This is a genomic window from Lysinibacillus sp. FSL K6-0102 (assembly GCF_038003545.1).
Lineage (GTDB): Bacteria > Bacillota > Bacilli > Bacillales_A > Planococcaceae > Lysinibacillus > Lysinibacillus capsici.
On sequence record NZ_JBBOPH010000001.1, the window covers coordinates 4,337,454 to 4,358,321 of the forward strand.

Annotated in this window: 19 protein-coding genes; 6 read left to right on the plus strand and 13 right to left on the minus strand. The window is 35.9% G+C overall.

The features are described 5' to 3' along the window. Positions 1-134: 134 nt before the first annotated feature. The 5 genes from NYE73_RS22050 to NYE73_RS22070 form a co-directional block, all read right to left on the minus strand. Complete coding sequence (locus NYE73_RS22050) at positions 135-1,664, minus strand: DEAD/DEAH box helicase (protein ID WP_259950595.1); 1,530 nt, start codon at positions 1,662-1,664, stop codon at positions 135-137. Between the two features lie 352 nt (positions 1,665-2,016). Next, positions 2,017-2,709: an alpha/beta hydrolase gene (locus NYE73_RS22055; protein WP_259950594.1), complete on the minus strand. Its 693-nt coding sequence runs from the start codon at positions 2,707-2,709 to the stop codon at positions 2,017-2,019. Between the two features lie 75 nt (positions 2,710-2,784). Beyond that, positions 2,785-4,152, minus strand: a complete 1,368-nt coding sequence (locus NYE73_RS22060) for a UDP-N-acetylmuramoyl-tripeptide--D-alanyl-D-alanine ligase (protein WP_115674570.1) — start codon at positions 4,150-4,152, stop codon at positions 2,785-2,787. 11 nt (positions 4,153-4,163) lie between these two features. Further along, entirely contained in the window at positions 4,164-5,243 is a 1,080-nt protein-coding gene (locus NYE73_RS22065) for a D-alanine--D-alanine ligase (protein WP_048394267.1), read from the minus strand. 223 nt (positions 5,244-5,466) lie between these two features. Then, entirely contained in the window at positions 5,467-6,219 is a 753-nt protein-coding gene (locus NYE73_RS22070) for a hypothetical protein (protein WP_048394266.1), read from the minus strand. Positions 6,220-6,572: 353 nt separating this feature from the next. On the opposite strand from NYE73_RS22070, the gene NYE73_RS22075 reads away from it, so the two are divergent. Next, positions 6,573-7,760, plus strand: a complete 1,188-nt coding sequence (locus NYE73_RS22075; RefSeq protein WP_036079404.1) for an FtsW/RodA/SpoVE family cell cycle protein — start codon at positions 6,573-6,575, stop codon at positions 7,758-7,760. A gap of 57 nt (positions 7,761-7,817) precedes the next feature. On the opposite strand, the gene NYE73_RS22080 is transcribed toward NYE73_RS22075, so the two are convergent. Further along, the gene (locus NYE73_RS22080) at positions 7,818-7,955 is read right to left on the minus strand and encodes an Lmo0850 family protein (RefSeq protein ID WP_004232019.1); all 138 of its coding nucleotides are present in this window, start codon (positions 7,953-7,955) and stop codon (positions 7,818-7,820) included. A 368-nt stretch (positions 7,956-8,323) separates the two neighbouring features. Here NYE73_RS22080 and NYE73_RS22085 point away from each other — a divergent pair, with 368 nt between their 5' ends. Beyond that, complete coding sequence (locus tag NYE73_RS22085) at positions 8,324-9,484, plus strand: MFS transporter (protein WP_115674569.1); 1,161 nt, start codon at positions 8,324-8,326, stop codon at positions 9,482-9,484. A 186-nt stretch (positions 9,485-9,670) separates the two neighbouring features. Then, positions 9,671-11,128 (plus strand): cardiolipin synthase, encoded by a 1,458-nt coding sequence (gene cls, locus NYE73_RS22090; RefSeq protein ID WP_048394260.1) that lies wholly within the window; start codon positions 9,671-9,673, stop codon positions 11,126-11,128. A gap of 49 nt (positions 11,129-11,177) precedes the next feature. On the opposite strand, the gene NYE73_RS22095 is transcribed toward cls, so the two are convergent. The 4 genes from NYE73_RS22095 to NYE73_RS22110 form a co-directional block, all read right to left on the minus strand. Continuing rightward, a complete protein-coding gene (locus NYE73_RS22095) occupies positions 11,178-11,957 on the minus strand; it encodes a M15 family metallopeptidase (protein WP_066038026.1) in 780 nt (259 codons plus the stop codon). Positions 11,958-12,106: 149 nt separating this feature from the next. Continuing rightward, entirely contained in the window at positions 12,107-12,355 is a 249-nt protein-coding gene (locus NYE73_RS22100) for a hypothetical protein (protein WP_259950587.1), read from the minus strand. Positions 12,356-12,410: 55 nt separating this feature from the next. Then, positions 12,411-13,172 carry a membrane protein insertase YidC gene (yidC, locus tag NYE73_RS22105; RefSeq protein WP_004232011.1) on the minus strand — a complete coding sequence of 254 codons (762 nt, stop codon included), beginning with the start codon at positions 13,170-13,172 and terminating at the stop codon, positions 12,411-12,413. 176 nt (positions 13,173-13,348) lie between these two features. Further along, positions 13,349-14,143 (minus strand): helix-turn-helix transcriptional regulator, encoded by a 795-nt coding sequence (locus NYE73_RS22110; protein ID WP_048394255.1) that lies wholly within the window; start codon positions 14,141-14,143, stop codon positions 13,349-13,351. Positions 14,144-14,648: 505 nt separating this feature from the next. Here NYE73_RS22110 and NYE73_RS22115 point away from each other — a divergent pair. The 3 genes from NYE73_RS22115 (at position 14,649) to NYE73_RS22125 (ending at position 18,470) form a co-directional block, all read left to right on the plus strand. Beyond that, complete coding sequence (locus NYE73_RS22115; protein ID WP_004232004.1) at positions 14,649-15,299, plus strand: LytTR family DNA-binding domain-containing protein; 651 nt, start codon at positions 14,649-14,651, stop codon at positions 15,297-15,299. A gap of 352 nt (positions 15,300-15,651) precedes the next feature. Continuing rightward, a complete protein-coding gene (locus NYE73_RS22120; RefSeq protein ID WP_004232003.1) occupies positions 15,652-17,172 on the plus strand; it encodes a succinate CoA transferase in 1,521 nt (506 codons plus the stop codon). Between the two features lie 155 nt (positions 17,173-17,327). Beyond that, positions 17,328-18,470 carry an MFS transporter gene (locus tag NYE73_RS22125; protein ID WP_066038025.1) on the plus strand — a complete coding sequence of 381 codons (1,143 nt, stop codon included), beginning with the start codon at positions 17,328-17,330 and terminating at the stop codon, positions 18,468-18,470. Between the two features lie 17 nt (positions 18,471-18,487). Here the strand turns inward: NYE73_RS22125 and NYE73_RS22130 are convergent, their stop codons facing one another. From NYE73_RS22130 to NYE73_RS22140, 3 genes are all read right to left on the minus strand, one after another. Further along, complete coding sequence (locus tag NYE73_RS22130; protein WP_004232000.1) at positions 18,488-18,796, minus strand: hypothetical protein; 309 nt, start codon at positions 18,794-18,796, stop codon at positions 18,488-18,490. Between the two features lie 499 nt (positions 18,797-19,295). Further along, a complete protein-coding gene (locus tag NYE73_RS22135; protein ID WP_009370656.1) occupies positions 19,296-19,577 on the minus strand; it encodes a GNAT family N-acetyltransferase in 282 nt (93 codons plus the stop codon). Between the two features lie 228 nt (positions 19,578-19,805). Next, positions 19,806-20,720: a DUF1002 domain-containing protein gene (locus NYE73_RS22140; RefSeq protein WP_048394252.1), complete on the minus strand. Its 915-nt coding sequence runs from the start codon at positions 20,718-20,720 to the stop codon at positions 19,806-19,808. Positions 20,721-20,868 lie beyond the last annotated feature (148 nt).

A 20,868-nucleotide genomic window follows, 5' to 3' on the forward strand; every position in this document is an offset into this window, starting at 1 on the left:
TCGTTCCCCCTCTTTCTTCATTAGGTGTATACGAATTCACCCACCTTTTTGTTTCAACTATAGCCGAAAAAAAACCTTACAGCCATCATGACTGTAAGGTTTACTATAAAAAATTAAGTGTATTTCTTCTAAAATTATCCTTCGTGACGTCTTGGAGAACGAGAACGACCTTGTCCACCTTCACGACGTCCGCCTTCACGGCGTCCACCCTCTCGGCGGCTACTGCTACTGCTACTGCGACGCTCTCCACTGCGAGCATTGTCACGACGTCCTCCACCAAAGCTACGGTTTCCACGGCCACGATCACCGCCACCACGATTATTGCTAGAACGTTCACGACGCATTGGTAATGGACGTTCTTCTGTGATTGTTACTGGTGTATCGTCTGGCTCTCTTGTTAATGAACGTAGAGCAGCTGCAACAACATCAACAGCATCATGATTGTCTAATAATTCTGCTGCAAGTGTACGGTAATCACCTAAATTGTTATTAGCAATAAGACCTTCCAGTGTTTCAACAGCTAAGCGTTGTTGACCTTCTAATGCTTCGTCCGTTGTTGGTGGGCGAAGAGGTGTCATCCGTTTTTTCGTAGTTTCTTCTACAATACGTAAGTAACCCATTTCACGAGGTGTTACAAATGTTACGGCAAGACCTGATTTACCTGCACGACCTGTACGTCCAATACGGTGAACATATGATTCAGGATCTTGAGGAATATCAAAGTTATAAACATGTGTTACACCAGAAATATCAAGTCCACGAGCGGCTACATCAGTCGCAACAAGGATATCGATTTTATTTTCTTTAAACTGACGTAATACTGAGATACGCTTCGCTTGGCTTAAATCACCATGAATACCTTCAGCTAAATAACCACGAATAGATAGTGCCTGTGCAAGCTCATCTACACGACGTTTTGTACGACCAAAAATAATTGCAAGCTCTGGTTGGTGTACATTTAATAAACGAGATAAAATATCGAATTTTTCACGTTCAGCAGACTTAACAAAATATTGATCAATGTTATCAACAGTTAGTTCTTTAGCTTTAATTTTTACAATCTCTGGATCACGCATAAATGTTTCTGCAATTTTACGGATTGCTGGTGGCATTGTTGCTGAGAACAGTAATGTTTGGCGCTCAGAAGGTACGTTTTCTAAGATTGAATTAATATCATCAATAAAGCCCATGTTTAACATTTCATCTGCTTCATCCAATACTAATGTTTGAACATCTTCTAATTTTAACGTACGTCGATTAATATGATCAATAATACGACCTGGCGTACCAACAATGATTTGAGGTCTATTTTTCAGTGCACGAATTTGACGGCCTATTTCTTGACCACCGTATACTGATAATAATTTTACGCGTTTGTCATAGCCAATTTTATAAAGTTCTTCTGAAACTTGAATTGCTAGCTCACGAGTTGGAGCAATGACTAATGCTTGAATATTAGGGTTTTTTGGATCGATTTTTTCAATTAGTGGAATCCCGAAAGCGGCAGTTTTACCAGTACCTGTTTGTGCTTGACCTAATACATCACGGCCTTCAATCGCAAAACGAATAGTACCTTCTTGGATTGGTGTTGCTTCTTCAAATCCCATACGCTTTACTGAGCGTAATGTAGATTCGCTAATATTTAATTCTGAAAAATTTGTCAAACTTCTCAATCTCCTTTTTTTCCTTTTAAGTTGACAAATGGTTACATTTTCAGATGAAGTTGTCGGCAAATTCGAGCCTGTGTAGTGGAACGTTTCCGTTACTTAAAAATTTTCTCTACATGATAGTCCATATAGAGCTCTCTTATATGAAAAGGAAAGCCCGGTCTTTACCGAGCGGTTCGATTCTGTCGTAATTTTTCACTTTAGAATAAAACCGTTGTGTTCAAAAAAAAGTACTCTTCAACCAAATATGAAGAGTCTTCGCACAAAATGTATCCATTGCTTACACTAGTCTAACATGGCTTTAAATCCTATGCAACGATAACGCATGAGTCGTAATAATCTGACTACTTTATTTACCTTTTAAAAACATTAAAACCTGTGGAAACCATTCAGAGCAATCTTCCTCAAAACATATATGGTGCTTGCCATTATCAGAAAAATACAAAACCTTGTCTGTAGAGGCTAATTCATCAAAAAGAAATTGAGCCGTATGATAAGGCACTATCCCATCCAACTTCCCCTGCACAATATATACAGGAATTTGAATATGCCGATAATACGGCTCCACCATTCTTACCAACTTCATAAATTCTACTGTTGAGGCAAGTGGCACATTGTTAAACTTCTGATGGTATCGTAGATAGAGTTCGTTATTAGTTAAATTATGGTGATAGGCTTCAGTAGCTAACATTTTAAAATCTTTGACTAGCTGTTTAGGGCTCACATACTTTGCAGCAGCACTTAGTAATACAAGCTTTTTCACTTTATAGCGTTTAGCTAAATATAGCGCTATAATTCCTCCCATTGAAAAGCCAACAACGATTACCTCGTCAACTTTTTTTGCCAACGATCGGAAAGCTAATTCGGCATCCATTAACCAGTGTTTCGCCTTAAAACCACTCATATGTAATTCTTCACCATGTCCAGACAATGTTGGCTCTTCAATTATCCAACCTGTATGTGAACGTAAATAACTTGTGAATGGCTTCACCTCATATGGTCCACCTGAAAATCCATGAATACATAGCACACCTACTGACAAATTCTTCACCTCATTTAACAAAGATAAACCTACACAAATAAATCGGTGAGCGTTTCTCTCACCGATTCATTGCTACTATGACGTAAATGCCTTTAAGATTGTCTCTAATTTCATACCACGTGAACCTTTAAGTAAAACAATAGATGATTCATTCGCTTGTTTTAGCTTTTCAATAATAGCCGTATAATCATCTTCTGTATACAATAAACGTTCAGCCTCAAAGCGCTCTTTTAATATTTTGTAAAGATATAGCATCCGAGGGCCAAACAAACAGACATAATCAATTTCATCCTCATTAATATGCTCAACCAGACCCTCATGGAAACGTTGCTCATTTGGTCCAAGCTCTAGCATATCTCCTAACACAAGCCATTTTTCAGGTCGAATAGTTGATGTAGCCATAAATTGAATTGCAGCTTTTACAGAGGTTGGAGCTGCATTATAGGCATCATTGATAAATAGAGCGCCATTTGTTCCTAGTACCTGTTGCATCCTCATATCAGTTAATACGACATGCTCTAAGGATGTACGTATTTGTTCATTGCTTAAACCTAGCTTATGAGAAATTAACATGGCCACAAGTGTATTTTTTACTTGATGCTTGCCAAGCACTGAAATAAAGAAATCACCCTCGATCATACCGTGTGTAGTGAAGTGGCTGCCATCAGCGTTAGCATGAATATTGTCAGCGTATAAAAGATTATTGGATTCTAACCCGAACGGCACTGACTGTAATTGCTGTTCTTTTGCCACTAATTCCTTGAGCAAAGGTTCATCACCATCATAGAATAATAGACCATCTTCTTGCATTCCTTGAATAATTTCAAACTTAGCTTTTGCAATACCTGCACGTGACCCCAAATCCTGCATATGGGCCTCACCAATGTTGGTAATAACCGTCATATGTGGACGAGCAAGCTTCGTTAAAAACTCAATTTCACCAAATCCACTCATGCCCATCTCAAGGACAGCCACATCTGTATCTTCATCAAGCTGTAAGATAGTAATAGGCAAGCCCAATTGATTATTAAAGTTCCCGATCGTTTTTTGTACTTTAAAGAATGGAGCTAGTGTTCCCGCTAAAATATCCTTTGTTGATGTCTTACCATTTGAACCTGTAATGCCTATAAATTTTGCTTTATGTTCATTACGATATGCTCTAGCCATTTCTTGCAAAGCTAATTCTGGATCATCCACAAACAACAACGGGTAACCTTCTGGTGGATTCGGCTCATCCTTTTGCCAAAGAGAAGCTCCGGCACCTTTCTCAAATGCCTGCATTACAAACTTATGCCCATTTGTATGCTCACCACGAAATGGAACAAATAGGTCTCCTTGTTGAATTGTTCTTGTATCAATAGAAATTCCTGACACAACAGTGTCACCCAAAGCCGCCATATCCTCATTTAACCATGCAGCTAATTGTTTTAAAGTTTTTTTCACGATAATCCCACTCAGTCTTTTTTATAGTGGAGCTGTTGTTTTTCTTCATAGCGTTCAATTGCTAGGGTAATTAAACGGTCAATCAGCTCTGGATAACTCACATCTGTATGCTGCCATAATAATGGATACATACTTACAGGCGTAAAACCTGGCATTGTGTTTACTTCATTAATGTAAACGTTATTTTCAGTTGTTACAAAAAAGTCCGCACGAACTAAGCCGCTACCATCTATAGCCTTAAATGCACGCTTTGCCAGTTCTTTTAAGCTTGCCACAGTTTCTACTGGAAGCTCAGCTGGAATAATAAGTGCTGTAGAACCGTCCTTATATTTAGAATCATAATCATAAAAATCAGTAACGGGTTTAATTTCTCCTGGCACTGATACTTCAGGATAGTCATTTCCTAACACCGCTAGTTCAACTTCACGAGCGACAATTCCCTGTTCAACAACGATTTTACGATCATATTGTAAAGCAACCTCAATTGCTTTTACCAATTGCTCGCGATCTGTTGCCTTGCTAATCCCAACACTTGACCCTAAGTTTGCAGGCTTCACAAACATTGGCCAATTCAGGTTATTTTCACAGCGTTCAATGATTGCGTGTTGCTCATTCTTCCACTCACTACGAATAAAATACGTATAGGGCACTTGAGGTAATCCAGCAATTTCAAATAATTGCTTCATTACCACTTTATCCATTCCAGCAGAGGATGCCAATACACCATTTCCTACATACGGTAAATTTAGAACCTCAAGTAAACCTTGCACTGTTCCATCCTCACCATTCGTACCATGTAACAATGGGAAAATGACATCAAACTTTACCTCATTGCCATTTTTATCAAGCAAAAAATCAGTGATATTATTTTCTAAAATTGTAGTATTATCACCAAATTGTAGTTCTTCTATTGCACTGACGGGTTTTTCTAAACGCTCTCCACGGCGCCATTCCCCGTCAGTTGTAATGAAAATCGGATATACTTCATACTCCTCGAAATTCAAAGCTCCTGTGACTGCACGTGCTGTCGATAACGACACTTCGTGCTCCGCTGACTTTCCGCCGTATAATAAACCGATTCTTTTTTTCATTTTTGTGCCCTCCACATACTTCTTGAGTACTATTAGTTTATCATGAAACGTCTTGACAAATGACATAAAAATCTCACCGTATTTTTAACGGTGAGATTTTGCGTGTACATTTCTTCGATTATGCCCCAGCATCAATACTTCCTGCTATTAAATTGTACAGGAATAATGCAACATAAATATTGTCTACCAACATCTTAGTTCTTTGATTGCGTCACCATGAAGTTTAAATAATATAGATTAATTCATCATGCTCTGTTTTTAAAATCGTATTTAAGTCATCCCAAACTTCGTCAGGAAAAGAATATTCAGACAGATTGCGAACTTCTATTCCATACGCTACTTTTGGTTTCTCAATCCGATACAAAGATAGTAACGCTCCATCTTTCGCAAAGGATCGGTAAGAACGTAAAAAATCTGGTGATATAGCGGGAATACTCGCTTTTACTTTTCGACGCCAAAATCCAGTGCTGCGTTCCTTTTCACGAATTAAACTATTAAAAACATTGGCAACCAATAAATCCGAATCACTTAAATGACGAAAATAAATTTTAGTCATTTTCTCTAAGTCTGAAGAATAATAGACGAATCTATTTTGTAATTTATTAAAAAATGCTGACGTAATTGGTTCTTTCTTGTGACTTATGTACAGCAATTCTCCTTGTTCCATCGGTGTTAAATGATCTAGCCTCTTCTCGTCCATAAAATCTACCCAGCATAATTCTTTAGATTCAGCAGATTTTTTCACAAAACGAGGAACATCTTCTTCTAATACATATTCAAATTGTGTATGCATATTAAAAGAACCGTCTTCATAGGAATGTTTTAATAACAGTAAGTGATGTAGTGGTTCAAGTGCAGCCACAAATTGCGAGAATTTTAACCCGCTAAATATAACAAATTTATCGACATCATTCATATGAACATAAATATGATACATAAAATCATCAGCTGACTTTAATTTTTTAGCCACAACCATCACCCCATTCTTCACTACATTATAAGACTAAACATGATTTTTTTGAAACATTTTATGTTAATTGTCGTCACTACTATATACGCAGGCATAAAAGTAATTTTTGCGTTATAATTAGGAATGTTAAACATGCATTTGCATATAAAGTTTAGATTACTCAATGAGTTCAAGTATTTGCTTAAAATTCCATTGACAATATTCAAAGCAAATTGCAAGCTTATCAATAGATATGAGCTATTTTCACACCACTGCTGGTTATTAATTTGCTTTCTTCTTTGACCAATTATAAACGAAATAGGGAGAATCGCATCACATTTACTCATATTGAGATACTATTTTAATTTTAGGTGGCTTTTATGGAAAATAAACGAAATTTCGCAAATCGTTTTGACTGGACACTTGCATTTATACTCTTCACTTTTCTAGTCATTAGTTTGTTAGCTATTGCATCTGCCCAAACTTCAGGACAATATGGCATTAACTACGTACCAAAACAAATGCAATGGTATGTGATTGGTGCAGTAATTATTGGTATAGTCATGTTTTTTGAGCCAGATCAATATAAAAAAATGTCATGGTATATGTATGGAGCAGGGATTGCCTTACTGGTACTGCTTATTTTTATGCCAGAAGGAGAAGGTCAAATCGGTGCACCCGTTAATGGTGCTAAAAGTTGGTATCATACGCCGATTGGAAATATTCAGCCTTCTGAGTTTATGAAAACTTTTTACATTTTAGCACTAGCTCGATTAATTAGTAAGCACCATGAAATTTATTCATTACGATCAATTAAAACAGACTTTTTGCTACTAGGTAAAATCGCTATCACCTTAATCGTACCATTAGCTATTATTTTAAAGCAGCCTGACCTAGGCTCAGCACTTGTATTCTTTGCCATTACGGCAGCACTTATCATTGTAGCAGGGATTTCTTGGAAAATCATTCTACCAACATTTTTAGGTGGCATGGTAGCAGGCGGTACCCTACTGTGGATGGCACTCTATATGCAGGACTTTCTAGAAAAAACATTTGGTTTTAAGGCCTATCAATTTGCTCGTATTTATTCTTGGCTAGACCCCTATTCCTATTCATCCAGTGATGGCTATCATTTAATTACCTCTTTAAATGCCATTGGATCAGGTGAAATTTTTGGTAAGGGATTTAGAAATCGTGAAGTATATGTAGCTGAAAACCATACCGATTTCATTTTTACAGTTATCGGCGAGGAATGGGGCTTTATTGGCGCTAGTATTGTTATTTGTATTTTCTTCTTATTAATTTATCATTTAACAAAGACAACCCTATTACTGAAAGATCCCTTCTCGACCTATGTATGTGCTGGGATTATTGCTATGATTACCTTCCACGTTTTCGAAAATATTGGTATGACTATTCAATTATTACCTATCACAGGTATTCCACTTCCGTTCATTAGCTACGGAGGAAGTTCACTTATGGGGAATGCTTTAGCGATTGGGCTAGTCTTTAGTATGCGATTCCATTATCGAACATATATGTTTACCACACATGATGAAGATGAATAAATATAGAAAAAGGGAAGTCTCGCGTATTGAGACCTCCCTTTTTCTATTGGAAACGAGTTAAGCTTGAACTTGCGGAGTTTGCGTTGGTGGTGTTAGCACTTTTAAAAGTTCTAGTCGAGACTTTGTTACAGTGGCTGTTACACCCAACTTAGATAAATTCGAAACAATCTTTTTCAAATCTACTTCTTTTGTCATACATTCCACCTCAATCTTTCCTCGATTTTATATAACGTTTTATTTACGAAAAAGTTTCATTTTTCTACGAGTATGATGTCTGACAAATTTATCATACCATTTAACTTCCCTTTAAAATTTTTCAATTTTGTTACATTGTAAATTTTTCACATCATCAAACTTTTCCATCAAACATATTTAAATTACCCAAAATGGCTACATTTTATTCAAAAATCAGAACATAGATTTAAAAAATCTAAAATGCTTCATTTCTTTCTTTACTAAATTGTTCCACTTTATTCAAGCTTCCCTTCCCCTATTGTTGTAATCGCAAGAACAAGAGAGGTAGAATATACATATTGAAATATCGTATGAAAGCAGGGAACTGTATGAAAAAGGCTATTTTACTATTGATGTCTGTTCAATTCCTCGTTTATCTAGGGTTCGGCATTATTATTCCCGTCTTACCAGAGGTAATTGTGCAGCAAAATTGGCATGATCTCCACGTGGGTGGTTTATTGACCGTTTATTCACTTGCAAGTTTTTTCACAGCACCGTTATGGGGGATGCTATCAGATAAGGTAGGGCGAAAACAACTAATCCTTACTGGTCTAATTGGCTTTAGCCTTAGTTTTGTTATTTTTTCACTATTTATAGATAACCTAGCTATATTGTATGTTTCACGTATTATTGGTGGTTTATTTTCAGGTGCATTATATACAGCAGTAACAGGATTTATCGCCGATATATCTAGTGAAGAGGATCGCAATAAGTATATGGGCTTTATGGGCATGTCCATTGGTCTTGGGTTTATTTTTGGTCCAGCAATCGGGGGAATGCTAGGCCATTATAGCTTGCAGTTACCGTTTACTGCATCAGCATCATTAATTGCACTATTATTTATTTATGCAAGTTTCGTCCTAAAAGAACCTAAAAAACGAAAAGATTCAAATAAACGTGCTATAGTGCCAAAGGGTGCTGCAACAATGTTACAATTCCGTGTGCGCTATCTATTTATGTTTTCTTTTTTAGTAACTTTTATGCTAGCTGGCGTAGAGGCTACATTTCAGCTATTTCAAATCGAAAAAATTCACATTACACCATTACAAATTGGTTACTTGTTCATGTTTAGTGGATTTGTCGATGCTGCTATTCAAGGAGGGGTCGTTCGACGCATAAAAAATGGCAGTGAAACGACATGGTTAATCGGTGCACAAATTGTAACTGCTATCGGCATGCTTTTATTTACATTGACAGCTAATCTTTTTATCGCTGGGCTTGCCCTTTGTGTCTTTACAGCAGGTAATGCACTTGCAAGAACATGTGTTGTATCACTCTCCTCTAAAGAATCTGGAGGACAATATGGAACTGCCGCTGGACTGTCCTATTCAATGGATAACTTAGGACGTATTCTTGGTCCACTCTTTTTTACATGGTTATTTACCGTACAAGCAAGTCTTGGTTATTATATTTCGGCTGCAATAGCCATTTTTTCTATAAGCCTAATCTTTATATATAAGGCATCCCGTAAATCATTACGTCTTCCGTAAAATATAGTAGGTTGCATTTTATGAATTTCTAACTATTAGAGAATTACTAATTAAACCATGCGGATTATTCCTATATATCAAAGGGATAATCCTTTTCCATGCTATCTAGCCATTTCATATCTTCTTTCCGCATTTGAAGTAGGCTATACTAAGTATGTTATTAACAATACAAAGGCAGGTGTAGAAATGAGCATTTTTACAGATATAGAATATTTAGTTCCTTTAACTTTGTTTTTTAATATTTTATTAGCCATGACCATCATTTTCTTAGAACGTAAAGATGCTACCTCTACATGGGCATGGATCCTCGTGTTATTTTTCCTGCCATTAGCTGGATTTATTTTGTACTTATTACTTGGAAGACAATTACGAAGAAAGCACCTATTCCGTTGGGAAGGACGCAAGGATATTGGGATTGATAATCTGATTACCTATCAGATGGAAGCGATTCGTGATGAAACGTTTGAGTTTCGTATTGCGAATGCAGAAAATTATCAAGAGATGATTTATATGCACCTCAGAACAAACAATGCGGTCTTAACACAGGACAACCATCTGGATATTTTTGATGATGGTGCCGATAAGTTTGAGCAGCTCCTTAAAGACATTGAAGCAGCTAAAGATCACATTCACATCCAGTATTATATTTTTAGACTTGATGACTTAGGTACACGTATCGTCAATGCATTGATAAAAAAAGCAAAGCAAGGTGTTAAGGTGCGTCTTCTCTATGATGAAATGGGATCACGTAATGTTAAAAGACGCCATTTTAAAGAGTTGCTGCATGCTGGTGGTGAAGTAGAAGTTTTCTTCCCATCCATTTTGCCACTTCTTAACCCTCGTTTAAATTTTAGAAATCACCGAAAAATCGTTGTCATTGATGGTCGAATTGGCTATATTGGTGGTTTTAACGTCGGTGACGAGTATTTAGGTTTACAAAAAAAGTTTGGTTATTGGCGAGATACACACTTACGTATTGAGGGTAGTGCCGTACATCCTTTGCAAACACGCTTTTTACTCGACTGGAACCAAGCTAGTGCACAACAAAAAATGGGGTACTCTGATCGTTACTTCCCTGCCATCCCGAAAAAAGGTGATGTGGGTTTACAGATTGTTTCAAGTGGACCAGACTCAGACTGGGAGCAAATAAAAATCGGTTACTTAAAGCTTATTAATATGGCTCAAAAATATATTTATATTCAAACACCATATTTCATCCCAGATGTTAGTTTTTTAGACGCCATTAAAATTGCCACCTTGTCAGGCATCGATGTACGCATAATGATTCCTAATAAGCCTGATCACATGTTTGTATATTGGGCTACTTATTCTTATGTGGGTCAATTATTACGTGCTGGAGCCAAAGTCTACATCTATGAAAAGGGCTTTATCCATGCTAAAGCTATTATTATTGATGACGAGGCTTCCTCTGTCGGAACAGCGAATATTGATGTACGAAGTTTTAGTCTAAATTTTGAAGTCAATGCCTTCATATATGATGCAAATATATCGCACCAATTGGCAGAACTGTTTGAGAAGGATATTTTTGATTGTACGGAATTAACATGGGAAATGTATAAAAACCGTTCAACACTGATTAAATTTAAAGAATCTATTTCCCGTCTATTAACACCCATTTTATAAAAATAAAAAGGAAGAGAGCCTGTTCACAGAATGGCTTCTCTTCCTTTTATTATTTTACGCCTAAATATTCTTCCAACGTAATGTTTTTCTTTGTTATCTCTTTTGCAATCTCTTTGCCCACATAACGATAGTGCCATGACTCATACATATAACCTGTTATCGCTTCTTTGTTTTGAGGGAAACGCAAAATAAAGCCATACTCCTGTGCATGTGCAAATAGCCATTGCCCTGCTGGAGTTTCCCCAAACTCTTCTGTCAGCCACACATCTTCTTTTCCACGCTCTCCTATATCAAACGCTAAGCCTGTTTGATGTTCTGAGTAGCCAGGACGAGCACTATATCGATCTGCCGCTGCCTGTCCATCACGTTTAACATAGTTATCATAAAGGGTTGTTTGATATTCAAAAGATCGGTAGCCACTAAATGCAACTAAATCAAATCCTTGCTGCTTGGCAGCTGCTAACATTTGATTTAACGCTTCTCGTGCTTCTGGATTTTCTTCAGGTGCAAAGGTAGATGGAAGCGGATAAATTTTATTAGCTAACAGAATTCCATTGATATAGGTTGGTTCCGTAGGTAATGTTTGATTTGGGAGATATCCATTTTCGTCTGGTTGTTGCTCTGGCTTTGCAGGAGTTTCAGTATTGTCTGGTTTCTCTGTTACAGTAGAATCTTGTTCAGTTGTTTTGTTTGTTTCTGTTGTTTTTGGCTGCTCATCAGATGCACTATTTACTTGATTATTTTTATAGTTATAGACTACAAAAATTGCTACAATTAACGCGATAGATATGAAAGCACCAACGATAAGCGGAAGACGATTGTTTTTCACTCTTTATACCCCTTTTAAAATATCAGGTATCTAAAAGGATATTTAAAGCATTTCACCTTGAAAATACCTATTTTATTGTATTACTAGTTATAATCTTATTTTAGCACTGTTCACATTTTCAGGTGTAAATTTCCCACGTAAATATTCAATTAATCTGTTAGAACGATGACAAATACTACTATAGATGCAATTGCGAAAAAAATTGCCACATACTGCATCCATTTTGCTTCTTTTACATAACCTTGCTCTTTAAAGCTTTTTGCTCTAAACCCATTTGATAAGGCAAACATGATCGTCATTGCAAGTACAGCAAAATTAAATTTCCCCATAATAATAAATACAAGTGCTGCAATACTAAAAATTGCGACAAGAATAGATGATAGCCATTTTTTGTTCATCTTGCTGTCCTCCTAAAAAAATCGAGGCAGCAAAGGCGCCTCGACATCAATCAATTTATTTTTTTGCTTTCTCAGGATGTTCCGAATAATATTTACGCCCAATATATGTTTGAATAATCAACAATGCACCACTGACAGACCAATACAAAGGCAGTGCTGCCATAGAAGACATGGAGATAAAGACAATCATAATTGGTGAAATATAAATAAACATTTTCATCTGCGCTTTTTGTTGCTCTGGTACCGTCCATAAAGATACACGAGCCTGGATTAGGTAAACAATCCCAGCAACAATAGTCATCACGATATCAGGTGAACCTAAGCTAAACCATAAAAACTCATGGGATTTAACATCGGCAGAATACAAGATCGAGAAATACAGACCCATAATAATCGGCATTTGAATTAACATCGGTAAACAACCCATATTAAGTGGATTAATGCCATGCTTTTGATATAGAGCCATCATTTCTTGTTGATATTGCGTTTGCTCTTCTTTTGTCTTAGCTTCCTTCATTTTTTTCTGAACGGCTTCCATTTCAGGTTTAAAAGCATCCATCTTCGTTTTCATTAATTGCTGTTGACGATAGTTTTTTAGCATAATCGGCATTAATACTAAACGAATTAGAACAGTAATCGCAATGATTGCTAAACCATAGCTCCCTGAAAAGATATCATTCCCGAAAAACTCCAATAAAAATTCCATAGGTTTTACAAAGATACTATAGAAAAAACCTTCTTTGTTTTGCACAGCTTGACAGCCACTAAGAACAAAAACGGCAATACCAAGCATTGAAAATAGCTTCAAATTTTTCATTTTTCCACCTACTATTATTTATCAACTACTGTGAAGTATACCTTATAGGGTCTCTCTTTATCAAATAGCAAGTGCTACTTATTCCTTAAGCTGGTTCCTCAGATGATTCATCAAAAAAGATGCGAGCTTTAGCAACGCTAATATGTTCGCACCTTCTCATTTTCTATGCTCAAAATCTACACATTTTGTAATTCAGCTTCTGCCATTTCAAAACGATAAAATTCATGATGAAGCTCGTCTCTAAAATGTTTTGGCGTAACTCCAGTATATTTTTTGAAAATACGAGTAAAATAACTTTGATTACAGAAATGGAATTGATCTGAGATAGAAGTAATACTTTTGTTTGTATGTCGTAAGTAGTATTGTGATTCTTCTACACGTCTAACATTTAAATACTCAACCAATGTAATGCCCACATGTTCTCTAAAAATACGTGATAAGTGACTAGTACTTATATGAAAGTTATTTGCTATACTTTCAACAGTTAAATCATTTTCAAGCTCGTCATTTATATACATTATCACTTTGTTAACAGTTTGATGTCGGAAAGTCGGTTGTTTGCGATCTGCAATAAAGTAAACAAAGAAATCAATTAAATCATCAGCAAATTGTAAAAACTCTGCGTCTTTCATTTGATTTTCTATCATATCGTTACACGCAATATTGAAAGCAAATGCTTTTTTCGAAGGTACTTGATTGTCCAGCAATTTACGAGCAACAATTGATGACAAAACAGAAAAATAACTTCGAACGATTTTAATGACCTGTTTGCCAAAACGAATTGAGAGAATATCAATTAACTCATGCAAAGATTTTTTCGCTTTTGCAGATTCTAAATGGTAAATTTCAAAAATTAATTTCGACTCAATATTAAAAAATTCTTCGACACCGATATATTGATTAATATTATCGATTTCTTGGAAGTATCTTTTGGATATCGTTTCTGACATAGAATGTTGATGTAGTTGCATAATCTTCCCCATCTTTCCTCAGAGTGCACGAATTGCATGACAATATTTGACACCAATCCCGACGAATTAAAAATAAGAAAATAGTATTTACTTATTCAATATAAGAACTGAGTCCTATTTCACAAATTTTATTAACAAATAAATCAAAAATAACCCTACTAAAACACCAGATATAAAAAAAATAGACTATACAGTGAATTTTACCATATTCTGCGATTTCCTTTCAACCACATTTTAATTGCTACTCTAGTTCTAATTTATCACATATGCATAGTAGAAACCTCGTAAACTTATTCCTAACAATTAAATTTTACCATATACATATCAAAATAAATTAGTCATTTTATAAATTTATTTACAAATTATACAAAACAACTTACATCATTCTAATGGATCATTCGACATTTTTCTATTTTATTCCTAAATCTTCTCTATATAATTTATATGAATATGTAGTAAAATAGATGATAATACTATTTTTAAAAGTTTAGACGAGGTGTTTAAAGTGGATCCAAAACAAATAGAAGAGATCATGGAAATTATTAAGGAATTCTTCCCTGAAAATACGTCCATCGCTATCTCTGATACAAATGAATATTTGTATTACCAACCAAGCAAGAAAGTTGATTTAAAAATTAAACCTGGTGACCCTATCAAAGAAGGTTCAGCCGCACACAAAGCATTAAGCTATGGTCAAAAAATCAGCTCTTATATCGAACCTGATGTATTCGGTGTCGCTTATTATGGCATGAGTATTCCTTTAATGGAGGAAGGCGAAACAAAAGGAGCTATTACTGCTATCTTCCCGCAAAAACCATCAGCATTCTTAACTAACTACATTACAATCAAAATTGATGATTGCTGGTACCCAATCAAACATGATCAAGTTATTTATTTAGAAACACAACTCCGTAAAACATTTGTTAAAACAATGACACGTGAAGGTTATCACCGTTTAAACTTAAGTGATCTAGAGCTATTTTTAGCACCTGACTCATTTATTCGTTGTCACCGCTCTTATATCGTTAACATTGACTACATCGATGAAATTCAACCAGATTCACACTCAACGTTTTTATTAATTATGAAAGATGGTACACGTATTCCTGTTAGCCAACGCTATGCAAGCTATTTCCGTCGTTCTTTAGGTTTCTAATTTGTATGAACAGCGAGCAATTTTTATAATTGCTCGCTGTTCTTTTTTGCGCACAAATCCGCCTCATTTACCTCAACATTTAACTATTTTTGCACTATTTTTAATATAGAAAACAACTAAATTTATACAGCTCTACAATAAAACGTTTTCTCTGTCGAAAAATCATCTTAATGCTCGATTTTCCTTTTTTTACTCAATTTAATGCTAATTCTAAAGTTTTTGTGACAATTTGGTGATAGTATTATTCAAATGGTTGGAGTCATACTACAACTGAATAAACAGAAAATTCTTAAATGTTTTTTCTAGTTTTGTAATCGGTTTCCATCAAAATTATTTAGGGGAGGATTTTTTTATGGATGCAAATGTTCAAAAACGCCTAGGTTTAAAAGAACTTGAGAGTAAAATTGTAACTGCTGAAGAAGCAGCAGCACTTATTTCTAATGGTGATGTAGTTGGGATGAGTGGTTTTACTCGTGCTGGGGATGCAAAAGTTGTTCCAATGGCATTAGTTGAGCGCGCAAAAAATGAAGAATTCAAAATTGATGTATATACAGGTGCATCATTAGGACCAGAAGTAGATAAGTACTTAGCAGAAGCTGGTGCCATTCGTAAACGTGGACCATTCCAGGGTGATGCGGGTATCCGTAATTTAATTAATTCTGGGGATATCTTATATGTAGATGCTCATCTTTCTCATAATGCTGAGCTAGTGCGCCAAGGAATTATCGGACCAATCAAGTATTTAATTCTTGAAGCGGTTGCTATTACTGAAGATGGTTTAATCATTCCAACAAACTCTGTAGGTAACTCACCTATCTTTGCAGAATATGCAGAAAATATTATTATCGAGTTAAATATCTCTCATCCAGAAGCTTTAATCGGTATCCATGATATTTATGTACCTGGAGAACAAGGTAAACGTGAAGCTATTCCAATGACAGATGCTATGCAACGCCTTGGTGATATTGGTATCAAAGTAGATCCAGCTAAAATTAAAGCAATTGTTATTTCTGAAGAGCCAGATGCTCCTTCATTAATCGTACCTCCAGATGAAGAAACACAAACGATGGCAAACATTTTATTAGACTTCTTCCGTGATGAAATTAAAGCGGGTCGTTTAACAAATCAATTAATGCCATTGCAATCTGGTGTAGGTTCTGTAGCAAACGCTGTACTTGATGGCTTTGCAGATTCAGAATTTGAAGATTTAATTGTTGCATCTGAAGTACTTCAAGATGCTGTATTTAACTTAATCGATGCTGGTAAAGTTAAATTCGCTGCTGCAACTTCAATCACACTTACTGAAGAATTACAGCAAAAAGTTTATGGTAATTTAGAAAAGTATGCTGATAAAATTTGCTTACGTCCACAAGAAATTTCTAACCACCCTGAGCTTATCCGTCGTTTGGGTCTAATCTCAATCAACACAGCTCTTGAGTTAGATATCTATGGTAACGTTAATTCGACGCATGTTTCTGGTACTCGTATGATGAACGGTATCGGTGGTTCAGGTGACTTCGCACGTAACGCACGCCTTGGTATTTTTGTTACAAAATCATACGCAAAAGGTGGAGCAATTTCTTCTATCGTGCCAATGGTATCTCACGTTGACCATACAGAGCATGACGTTGATGTTATCGTTACAGAACAAGGTATTGCTGACTTACGTGGTCTTGCACCAAAAGAACGTGTACCTTTAATTATTGAAAACTGTGCACACCCAGATTACAAAGAACAATTATGGGATTACTATAACCGTGCAGTTGAAGCAACTGGCAACCACCAAACTCCTCATCTGTTAGAGGAAGCACTTTCTTGGCATGTAAATCTTGCTAAAAACAAAACAATGAAAAAAGAAGTTGCAAAAGCTTAATTATTAAATTCTCTACGTCTAATAAGTTAATACTTATTAGACGTTTTTTATACGTGAAAGCAAAAAACAAGTGAGAAGTATTATCGATTGGAAGATGCTATAATAGGACTATATTAATCTTATTGACTATAATGTTCTATTTCATCGGAGGAACCATGAAGAAATTTATCTATGCTATTATTTTCTTTTCGTTTTTCGACCTTTTTACCCAGCTTCCTGTTATGAGTACTTATGCTGAGTCTTTAGGTGCATCGGCATTCCTCACTGGTCTTGCAGTGGGCATGTATTCGCTTTCCAATACATTCGGTAATATCATTTCTGGCTTCTTAACGGATCGCAAAGGACCTTTCATCATACTCATAATAGGTCTTCTAACAACAGGTCTATCATTAACATTTTATAATTTAGTAGAAGAGCCCATTGCTCTATTAATTGTACGTTTTATCCATGGCCTTGTTGCAGGCTTCATTGTTCCTGCTGCCTTTACATTTCTAGCGAACGCTACAGAGCAGGAAAAAAGAGGTAAGGGCAGTGCTATTTCTGGCGCCTTTGTTGGTATTGCAGCCATTATAGGCCCTGCATTTAGTGGCATTTTAGCTAGCCGGACAAGTGTACCATTTGTTTTCAATATCACAGCAAGCTTTATGCTTCTGCTAGGTATCCTTGCGTTCTTTATATTGAAAGCAAATCAAGTAAAAAAAGAGAAGGCTAAACCAAGTAATTATATTCCGATCAGTGTCTTTTTTAATAATACAGGAACATTAAAAGCCTTTTTAGGAGCCTTTTTCTTAATGTTTTCTCAAGGGGTTATTGCGTATCTACTCCCTCTTAAAGTATATTCCTTAGGCTTCGACTCTCGTTTAAGCGGCACTTTAATGAGTACATTTGGTATTATTGCAGTTCTTGTTTTCCTATTACCTACTAATCGTATTTTTGATAAGGTTAATCCACTCAAAACATTGTCTTTTGGTATAGGTTTAATGGGAATAAGCCAGCTATTAATTAGCCAAGCAAATTCTAGCTCTTTACTCTATACAGCAATGGCTTGCTATGGGATCGGATTCGGTTTCCTATTCCCTTCAGTAAATTCGCTGCTAATTGACTCTACAACTGCTGAAGTACGAGGAAAAGCTTACGGTTATTTCTACGCGTTTTTCTCTCTAGGAGTAGTTATAGGCTCTTCTTTATTAGGTTGGCTATCACTTGGTACTGTCAGTGGCTTTGCATTTACTGGCTTTGTATTATTGCTCTTTGCAGGCGCAATTCTTATCCCACACAAAAGACCTTCTCATGCTTAGATGAGAAGGTTTTTTGTTTACTTTTCCTTTTCTTGAATTTCTTCATTATAGAAATGAACACCAGTATGTCCTCCACCTTCAGCTACCATTTCATTCGAGGCAATTTTAGTTGGTGAAGTACCAGCCTCTGTTGCTACCTCTGTAGCTACACGTTCTGCAATATTGTCATGCATATCAGGACCTGTAGTAAGATACGACTCTAATTTTGCTTTCATACTATTAAACATTGTTAGTGCTTTATCACGATTCTCTTTTTTACTGAAATAAGATGCTGCTAGTCCTGCTAATCCTGCAACGACAACACCTGTTCCTTTTCGTTTTGCCATAGTTTATAACCTCCTAAAAATATAGAAACTAGCTCTGTAGTATAGTTTTTCCCTATTCTTAAAAGAATAAACATTATTTTTTTATACCCTCTAGCATATATATTAATGTATGGATAAATACTTGCCCTTTTATCTAGTAAAAACTCCGTCAATCCATTGTAGTTCGTCTAGTTTTTAATGCAGACAATCTCACTCTATTTCCTATTAAAGCCCAGTTATCGTACCCTTATTTTTAGCATTCGTCAAAATTTTGTAACTATTTATGATTATAAAAGGCAAGTAAAGGGAATTAATGAATTAATACTAAAATAGGAGAGTGGTTAAAATGAAAGATTTCGATTTAGCATATGATTGGATAGATATGGCTTCATTAATTGGCGGGGCTGGCTTCTTAACAGTACTAATTTATAGTGTCATTCTATTATAAGGAGCTATTTACATGATTTGCTCTAGCAATTAAAAGGCAATCCGCTTAATTAAAAGCAGATTGCCTTATTTTTTATTGTTTTACATCATTGTATGCATCTGACTTTTCAAATGCTGCCACCACATAGGAACAAACGGCCTTCATTTTATAACCATTTTCGCGTGCATACGATGCTGCTTGATCGAGTAATTGTTTGGCCACACCTTGACCACGGAGCTTATCAGATACATATGTGTGATCCATTACCATTACTGAGCCATTTTGCTGCCAAGTAATTTCTGCTAGTTTTTCCCCTGCTTGCTCATTCAAAAATGCAAACTTATTTTCTGCTAATTGTTGTAATTGGAATTCCATTTCTCACCACTCCTTTTATTCATAGTACCATAGCTTTTTATATTTTCACAAAATTTGTGTACGCTTCTTTTATCAAATCAGCGAAGCTATGTCCAGATATTCGGTTAGCTTTCCTATGTCGAAAACATCACACTTCAAAATCTTTCACTTGTTGCATCAAAAAAAATCTGTACACCTTCTCTAGCAAAGTGAGAAGGTATAACAGATTCCTTTCTATCAACTATAAATTTAGTTAAACCATGAAGAAATAGTATCTTTTAAATTAGCAAAAAAGCTTTTTACGCTTTCCCAGAAACCTTTATCTTCCATAAGTGAGCCGAATTTTTCTTGGATTGTATTACTGATATCATTTAATTGATCAGACCATTTACTAAAATCAATGTCCAACTTGCTTATTTTATCCATTAGATCCACTAGCAATTGACGGTCCTTTTCACTTAAATTAATTTCAAGCTTACTTAATTGCTCTTCTACAATTTTCTCCACATCTTCACGTGTTGCTGGCTTTAGCTCTGCAATTTGCTTTTTAATTTCTGTCAGTAATTCCGCAACCTTTGCATCGTCTACCCCTGCAGATTCTGCAATGGATGTTGCTACTGATAATTCTTCGTTTGCTACATCTGTACGATCAATATCCAGTGTTTCCCCTGTAGTGACCTCATATGCCTTGTAAATACCTACTAATGCTGAATGCCCTGTAACGGCTTTCGGTGCAGCTACTTGTACGGATGCATCCTGAATTCCTGCTGTTAACATCGCATTTGCGTACATCTCTGAAGTTACCTGCGTTATATTTGATGGTGTGACAATTTGTATTACTAGACCCTCTCCTGCTTCTCTGCGTGTAATCTTTGCAGAAGAGTACATACGTGAGCTTGAATTACTATCTTTAATGTATTTTACTAGATCCTCACCAGACACAGTAATTTCTTCAATTTCAGGTTCTTCGCTTACTTTTAATGATTTTTTTACAGACTCTTTTTCAGCCTCAGATAAATTTGCTCCATACACGACGATCGGTACGCCTAGTTTTTCATCAATTGCTTTTGGAGGCGTATTGTCAGATGCAAATCCTGTTGCTGGTGCCATCACTCCAAATACTAACATTGTAGCAGTTAGTATTTTAATCCATGTTTTTTTCAAATCGTGTGACCCCTTTCGCTAAAACTTCATAATTAGCAAGTATAATGTATGCCACTATACAATAATTAGTACGAAAAAAAGACGAGAAGGTTTCAAGGATGTCTCTCGTCACTTTTCCTGTTGTAAATGTTTTGCTAGCTAGTCAAAC